This is a genomic window from Ruegeria sp. AM4 (genome assembly GCF_056540665.1).
Genome location: NZ_JBQFXD010000006.1, coordinates 235,857 through 242,377 on the forward strand (window position 1 = coordinate 235,857; position 6,521 = coordinate 242,377).

The window sequence follows — 6,521 nt, forward strand, 5'->3', positions numbered from 1 at the left end:
GTATGCGGGCTTTAGCACGTCAATAAAGCCCATCGGTTTCGTCAATCAGCACCGGTGGCCCCCAATAGTCCGCTTCAAACCGGACGCGCGCGCCACTGTAGTTCTCGAAATGAACCGTTAGACCGAGGGCATCATTCCTAAATGATCCTTTCAAGTACCCGGCGAAGCTTTCGATACTTCCGCCCCAACCATTCGCACTGGACAGTCTGAACTCTGCCCACTTTTTTAGTTCTGTGCTGCGCTCAGCGTCCAGCTTGTGTTCAGGCCATCGCGTATTTTCGCACCGAAAAACCCCAAAATTCGCATAGGGTTTGGCGGCATCTATGGGTGGCCAATCAAAGATGTGAATCCGCGCCAATAAGTCGCCTAAGACTACATAGATCCCATGTTTGTCGCCGACTTTGTCTTCTGTCGTGCCGCCATTCCACACGCTCTCATCTTTGGTCAGGAAATACCGGAGGCACGCGTCCGCGCCCCAAACTACTGGATCTGTGCTTTCAAAGGGTTGCCACTCTTGATTCTGAATTGGCGGATCGAAGATTGATGGGCCTTTTCGGCATCCGTGGGTCGCGCAATAGGCGTAGGGATCAAATCGGAAATCCCTGGGTTCTTCGGGGGGCACATTTTTTGCCTGAACGATTGTTACGACAGAAAAGTAAAGCGTACCAATAGTATTGAAAATAAGGATTCGAAAGACAGCAGAACTCAGAATCAAGTGGTTTAAGCCTCTGAAAATATTCATTTAAGCTCTATTCCACCAACGCACACCCGACGCATCAAAGTCAAAGGGAAACATCGCTTATCGACCGCAATAACCTCTTTGATCTTCTTTGTTCGTCATTTAAAGTTTTGAAAAACCAAACCTTTTTTGACGAGAGATCATGACCCGCCTTCTCGCCCTCACCTTCGCCGCCTTCACTGCAACCGCCGCGCACTCGCAAGAACTGGTCGACAAGGGTTTTGTCGAGGGCTGGAACATCATGATGGACCCTGCACTCGGGAACGGGTGCCTGATCCAGACCGTGTATCAGGATCTCTCGGTTGTGCGGCTGGGTTACGACGCGCTGGACAATCGTGGGTATTTCACCGTTTACAACAAGGCCTGGGGCAATATTGAGCCGGGGCAGAGCTACCCGATCCGGTTCGAGCTTGACGGCAAAAGCTTTGACGCCACCGCCATCGGGTTCAAGCAGGACCGCGTTCCGGGGGCAACGGTATTCTTTACCGACCGCAACTTCGTCAACGCGATTGCGCAGAACAAGACCATGACCGTCTACAACCCCGAAGGTCAAACCGTCATGGCGATTGATCTGAAAGGTACGGCCAAGGCGCTGGACTATGCGCGGGATTGCCAGAACAAGAAGCTTTAACGAATCGGATCGAACAAAGCGTCCGTAGCCATGCAGTCCTTGATCACGTCGCGGCCACAGGGAACCGGTTCAAGATCGCGGGACAGACACAGGCGGACCTCTTCGATGTAACCCTGTTTGCAGGTGATCGTGATCATGTCGCGGTCGAGCGTGGGGTTAGATTTCAGGAACGCCTCTTCGACGACCGACGCGGGCAGTTTGACCGATGTATCCAGCTTGCGGAAGACCGGCGGACGCTCGACCAGATCATAAGCCCGCCGCGAAAGGGTGAAATAATCAGGCGCAGAAAGGCCTGAGCATGTGCCGTGTTTTTTCCACTGATGCCACGCCAGCCCAGAACTGCCCTGAATGTCTTCCATTTCCCGCGTCATTCGGCGCGAGGGTGGCCTTTCCGAAGTCCGGCAATAGGCGGGCCAGCCCCGATGGTATTGCGGCCAGAGCCCGTGCAAGATCCAGCCGTGATCATGGCGCGCATCGCATTGGTCTGATCCGCGCGCATCGCCCTCGCGGGCGCACCAGTTGGGGGACCAGCTGAGCGACAGGACGTAATAGTCAAACTCGCCCGCCTTTTCGCCATCGGCCGGCGCAGCCACGGCGCTCAGAACCCATACGATCAGCCCTAACAGACCTTGGCGCATTCGCCTCTTCCCTTCTTTATCTGACGCGACTATATAGGCCCCAAGTTCCCCGACAACGGAAACCTGCCCCAAGACCACGGGGCCGCCGAATTCCGGCGACGGGACAGATGTATTCAAAGGAGACGGGCTGATGGCAAAACCACTTATGGCCAAGGCAACAGCCGTATGGCTGGTGGACAATACCACGATCAGCTTCAAGCAGATCGCGGATTTCGTAGGCATGCACGAGCTTGAGGTGCAGGGTATTGCTGATGGCGACGTTGCTGCAGGCGTCAAAGGGTTCGACCCGATCGCCAACAACCAGCTGACGCAGGAAGAGATCGACGCGGCCCAGAACAATCCGCTGCACAAGCTGAAGCTCAAGTTCAACCCTGCCGCAAGCGGCGAGGAAAAGCGCCGTGGCCCGCGGTACACGCCGCTGTCCAAGCGTCAGGACCGTCCGAATTCGATCCTGTGGCTGGTCAAGTTCCACCCCGAACTCAGCGACGGTCAGATCGCCAAGCTGGTCGGCACAACCAAGCCGACCATCCAGTCGATCCGCGAGCGCACGCATTGGAACATTTCCAACATGCAGCCGATTGATCCGGTTGCTCTGGGCCTCTGCAAACAGTCGGAACTGGATGCCATCGTGCAGAAGGCCGCTGCCAAGAAAGCGGCCGAAGGTGGCGTGATGAGCGATGACGAACGTCGCAAGCTGGTCTCGACCGAACAGTCGCTGGAAATGGACAGCGCGCCCAAAATCCCGACCGCCATCGAAGGGCTCGAGACATTCTCGCTGTCCGATGACGGAGAGGACAAGGAAGACGACGAACCAATCGTGGACGCCGACAGCTTCTTCAACCTGCCCAAAGGTGGCGGTGAGGACGAAGAAGAAGACGATCTGCGCCCCTGATCCTGATCTGACCCCGGCGGGCTCTGCCGGGGTTATTTGTTTGGGAAAGACCCATGCTGAAATTATTATCCGCAATTTTCGGACCGCACCGCGCTGTTTCGATCTATGTGTTTCTGAGAACCAAAGGTCTGGCGATTGCGGGCGCGCTTGTGATGGTTGTCATCGTCGCCAGCCTGTTTCTGCTGGGGGACGATGGCGAGCACGAGCATGACGCCTTCATGACCGTTGCGGTGCTGTCGGCGACGCCGATCAATGGTGACCTCAAGAATGGAGTAATCGCCTCGGTCCGCTTGCCGGACGGATCGGCGACCTCAATCACATCGACCGAAGGCCCCGTATCGCAGACCGTTGGCACCAGCGCCTGCGTGGAAAAACGGGTCTATGTCAACAGTGGCGAAGCACGGTATCGGTTCAAACTGCCTCGTTACTGCGAGGCTGGATGAATAAAGCGCCCGGAGAAACCTCCGGGCGCTTTTGATTCAAAGCATCTGAAACAGGATGCCCGCCACGATGGCACCGCCGACCCCCAACCCCAGATAGGTGGCAAAGACCCGGGGTTTGACCAGCGACCAAACTGCGGCCATCGCGGGGATTGAGCTGACGGCACCGGCAACCATGAAGGCCATCGCGGCCCCTGCGGTCATGCCCTGCTCCATCAGACCTGCCAGCAAGGGCGGTGCAACGTAAGAGTTCAGGTAGGCGGGCATGCCAACCAGCGCGGCCACAACGATGGGTACGATCCCTTCGCCACCGACGACCCGCGCGATCAGATCAGCGGGGACGTAGTTGACCAGCAGCGCCTCGAGCACATAGGCGAGCGCGAGCCATTTCAGCAGGAACAAGCCGTTGTGCACGAACTCGGACCGGAACCGCACACGGCGCTCGGGCTCTTGCCAGAACTTCCAGACCGGTTTTTCGTCCAGCTTGGGACCGCAACCGCAACATCCGGCAGGCTTGTATTCACGCAATGGCTGGGCGAAGGCACCACCCCGCATCAGAAAGCGTACAGTGAACCCTCCGAACAGTCCAAGTGCCACAGCCGCCACAGCCTTGCCGATAGCAAAGGGCCATCCCAGCGCACCAGCCGTGATCAGCAAGGTCGGTGGGTCGATCAGCGGCGAACTGAGCCAAAAGGCCATCACTGCCGACAGAGGAGCCCCCAAGGCCAGCAGGCCCGCAATGAAGGGGATGACTTCGCAGGAACAGAACGGCGCCAGGCCACCGAACAGCGCAGCCAGAAAGATCATCCGCGTCTCGCGCCCTTCAAAGGCGCGGGCAACCATGACCTCGGCCCCGGTTGCCTTCAGGTAGGACAATAACAGCACCGCAAACAGGATATATTGCCCGGTATTGGCCAACGCCTTACCGGCAAAGGTAACAACCGCGACCCAGTTTCCGGGGTCCAGAACGGCCACTGCCACCAATATGGCGAAGATCAGGGCCCATGGCGTCTTGATCGCTTCGACAAGTGCTTTCGACGCCATTTTCGGGTTTTGTGTCAACTCAGCCATCGTTGGCCGCCCTTCCGATCTCGTCGGCGCAGCATTCACTGAGAATGAACTGCGCCAGGTTTCTCAATTCGTCGAAATTGGCGCGGTTGATGGTCGTGCGACCGTCTTTTTCCTGCACAACAACACCGCCTGCGGCCAGAAACCGCAAATGATGCGCCAATGTTGACGGCGCGATTCCCGTACGGGTCTGGATTTCCCCCACGGTTAGCCCGCCCTCACCAGCGCGGACCAGAGTTTTCAGGACTTTCAGCCGGGCTTCGGACCCCATGGCGGAAAACCCCGCGGCAGCCGTTTCCCACATTTGATTTCTCCATTAAACTAACTTTCTAGTTATTTAGTTTTTTGATGGACTGCCGTCAATACCCAAAGATGCGGTCATTCCGACGCGAATTATGTCCAGATTGCAGCCGGAGTAAGTCCAGCCTATAACCTGATCATGAGCATTTCAGTCGACACGTTCTTTCTCGACCCCGGCGGCCAGGGCACCTTGCAGGCCCGGATTCAACAGATGATCGCCGAAGGCATTCTGTCCGGCCGCTTTCATGTGGGGGAAAAGCTGCCGTCGTCGCGCAATCTTGCCGCTCATCTGGGTGTCAGCCGGATCACCGTGACGCTGGCCTATACCGAGTTGCTGGCGAACGACTACCTGACCGCAAAGGACCGTTCGGGCTATTACGTGTCGCCAAATGCGCCGGTGCCGCCAAAATACACTCCTCTGCAGCGTGGTACCGAGAACGTGAATTGGGATGCCGCCCTGGCCCGCCGCTTTTCGGGCGGGGATTTTCTGCACAAGCCCGCCGACTGGCAAAGCTATCGCTATCCCTTCATCTACGGGCAGGCCGATCGCACGCTGTTTGACCACGCCAATTGGCGGCTTTGCGCGGTGCGGGCGCTGGGGCACAAGGATTTCGATTCTCTGACGTCGGATTACGTGGATCAGGATGATCCATTGCTGATCGAGTTTATCGCCCGTCACACCCTGCCGCGCCGTGGGATCGCGGCCCGTCCCGAAGAGATTTTGATCACCATGGGCGCGCAGAACGCGTTGTGGCTGGCCTCGCGTATTCTGCTGACCCACAACCGCACCGCGGTGATTGAAGACCCCTGCTATTACTCGTTGCGAACCCTGTTGAATTACTGGGATTGCAACGTGACACCGCTGGGCGTTGATCGCGACGGCCTGCCGCCCGAGCTGTTGCCCGACGACACCGACGTCATCTTCACCACCCCAAGTCACCAAAGCCCGACCACGGCGACCATGCCGGTCGAACGTCGCCGCCACTTGCTTGATCGTGCGCGTGCATTGGATGCGATGGTGGTCGAGGACGACTATGAGTTTGAAATGGCTTTTCTGGGCGCACCCTCACCTGCTTTGAAGTCCATGGACGAAGACGGGCGCGTGATCTACGTGGGCAGTTTTTCGAAATCCCTGTTCCCTGGCCTGCGTCTTGGCTACATGGTCGGCTCCGAGCCGTTTATCCGCGAGGCGCGGGCATTGCGCTCGCTGGTGCTGCGCCACCCGCCGGGCCACATGCAACGCACTGCAGCCTATTTCCTGTCACTGGGGCATTATGATGCGCAGATCCGGCGCATGTCCAAAGCACTGGGTGAGCGGCGCAAGGCTCTGGATACAGCGATCGAACACTACGGTCTGACCGTTGCCGGGCGCGGTATCATGGGCGGGTCCTCACTCTGGATGTCAGCACCGGATCACGTCAACACCGCAAGACTTGCCAAAACGCTGCAAGGGCAGAGCGTTCATATCGAACCCGGCGCGTCGTTCTTTTCCGAACCGGATCAGCCGCAGAATTTCTACCGCCTTGGGTACTCGTCGATCGCTTCGGAACAAATCCCGACGGGTGTGCAACTGATCGCGGATGCAATCCGCAGCTACTGACTCGGCACTGGACTTATTTCGCTACGCGTTCTGGCCCTAACGCCACAGTGCCCCATGCGCCAAAACCAGTTGCAACGGTGCGGCAGCATGCCCAGCCAGTCCTAACTTGCGCGGAGAACACCCAGATGAGAATGACGACGGAAGAGGCCTTTGTTAAGGTATTGCAGATGCATGGTATTGAGCATGCGTTTGGTATCATTGGTTCGGCGATGA

At 57.7% G+C, this 6,521-nt stretch carries 8 protein-coding genes; 4 read left to right on the forward strand and 4 right to left on the reverse strand.

Annotation, left to right across the window (positions count from 1 at the left end):
- Window positions 1-19: 19 nt before the first annotated feature.
- On the reverse strand, window positions 20-742 hold the full coding sequence (locus tag ACR0JA_RS14060) for a hypothetical protein (protein WP_480575800.1): 723 nt from the start codon (window positions 740-742) through the stop codon (window positions 20-22).
- A 139-nt stretch (window positions 743-881) separates the two neighbouring features.
- On the opposite strand from ACR0JA_RS14060, the gene ACR0JA_RS14065 reads away from it, so the two are divergent.
- On the forward strand, window positions 882-1,370 hold the full coding sequence (locus ACR0JA_RS14065) for a hypothetical protein (RefSeq protein WP_480575802.1): 489 nt from the start codon (window positions 882-884) through the stop codon (window positions 1,368-1,370).
- Here ACR0JA_RS14065 and ACR0JA_RS14070 read toward each other — a convergent pair.
- Window positions 1,367-2,008: a ribonuclease T2 family protein gene (locus tag ACR0JA_RS14070; protein ID WP_480575805.1), complete on the reverse strand. Its 642-nt coding sequence runs from the start codon at window positions 2,006-2,008 to the stop codon at window positions 1,367-1,369. The two genes, ACR0JA_RS14065 and ACR0JA_RS14070, sit on opposite strands and share 4 nt — an antisense overlap.
- 130 nt (window positions 2,009-2,138) lie before the next feature.
- On the opposite strand from ACR0JA_RS14070, the gene ACR0JA_RS14075 reads away from it, so the two are divergent.
- Window positions 2,139-2,900, forward strand: coding sequence for a DUF1013 domain-containing protein (locus ACR0JA_RS14075; RefSeq protein ID WP_480575808.1), 762 nt, complete (start codon window positions 2,139-2,141; stop codon window positions 2,898-2,900).
- A 53-nt stretch (window positions 2,901-2,953) separates the two neighbouring features.
- A complete protein-coding gene (locus tag ACR0JA_RS14080; protein ID WP_480575811.1) occupies window positions 2,954-3,343 on the forward strand; it encodes a hypothetical protein in 390 nt (129 codons plus the stop codon).
- A 36-nt stretch (window positions 3,344-3,379) separates the two neighbouring features.
- On the opposite strand, the gene ACR0JA_RS14085 is transcribed toward ACR0JA_RS14080, so the two are convergent.
- Together ACR0JA_RS14085 and ACR0JA_RS14090 are read right to left on the reverse strand one after the other, a co-directional pair.
- Entirely contained in the window at window positions 3,380-4,411 is a 1,032-nt protein-coding gene (locus ACR0JA_RS14085; protein ID WP_480575814.1) for a permease, read from the reverse strand.
- Window positions 4,404-4,712 carry an ArsR/SmtB family transcription factor gene (locus ACR0JA_RS14090; RefSeq protein ID WP_480575817.1) on the reverse strand — a complete coding sequence of 103 codons (309 nt, stop codon included), beginning with the start codon at window positions 4,710-4,712 and terminating at the stop codon, window positions 4,404-4,406. The genes ACR0JA_RS14085 and ACR0JA_RS14090 overlap by 8 nt, the downstream gene beginning before the upstream one ends.
- Window positions 4,713-4,847: 135 nt before the next feature.
- Between ACR0JA_RS14090 and pdxR the strand changes: the two genes are divergently transcribed.
- Window positions 4,848-6,308, forward strand: a complete 1,461-nt coding sequence (gene pdxR / locus ACR0JA_RS14095; RefSeq protein WP_480575820.1) for a MocR-like pyridoxine biosynthesis transcription factor PdxR — start codon at window positions 4,848-4,850, stop codon at window positions 6,306-6,308.
- The last annotated feature ends 213 nt before the right edge of the window (window positions 6,309-6,521 follow it).

Bases quoted from the DNA above. Each gene is read 5' to 3' on its own strand.
- ACR0JA_RS14080 (WP_480575811.1), top strand. From the start codon at position 2,954: ATGCTGAAATTATTATCCGCAATTTTCGGACCGCACCGCGCTGTTTCG.
- ACR0JA_RS14070 (WP_480575805.1), bottom strand. From the start codon at position 2,008: ATGCGCCAAGGTCTGTTAGGGCTGATCGTATGGGTTCTGAGCGCCGTG.
- ACR0JA_RS14090 (WP_480575817.1), bottom strand. From the start codon at position 4,712: ATGTGGGAAACGGCTGCCGCGGGGTTTTCCGCCATGGGGTCCGAAGCC.
- ACR0JA_RS14060 (WP_480575800.1), bottom strand. From the start codon at position 742: ATGAATATTTTCAGAGGCTTAAACCACTTGATTCTGAGTTCTGCTGTC.
- ACR0JA_RS14065 (WP_480575802.1), top strand. From the start codon at position 882: ATGACCCGCCTTCTCGCCCTCACCTTCGCCGCCTTCACTGCAACCGCC.
- ACR0JA_RS14085 (WP_480575814.1), bottom strand. From the start codon at position 4,411: ATGGCTGAGTTGACACAAAACCCGAAAATGGCGTCGAAAGCACTTGTC.
- pdxR (WP_480575820.1), top strand. From the start codon at position 4,848: ATGAGCATTTCAGTCGACACGTTCTTTCTCGACCCCGGCGGCCAGGGC.
- ACR0JA_RS14075 (WP_480575808.1), top strand. From the start codon at position 2,139: ATGGCAAAACCACTTATGGCCAAGGCAACAGCCGTATGGCTGGTGGAC.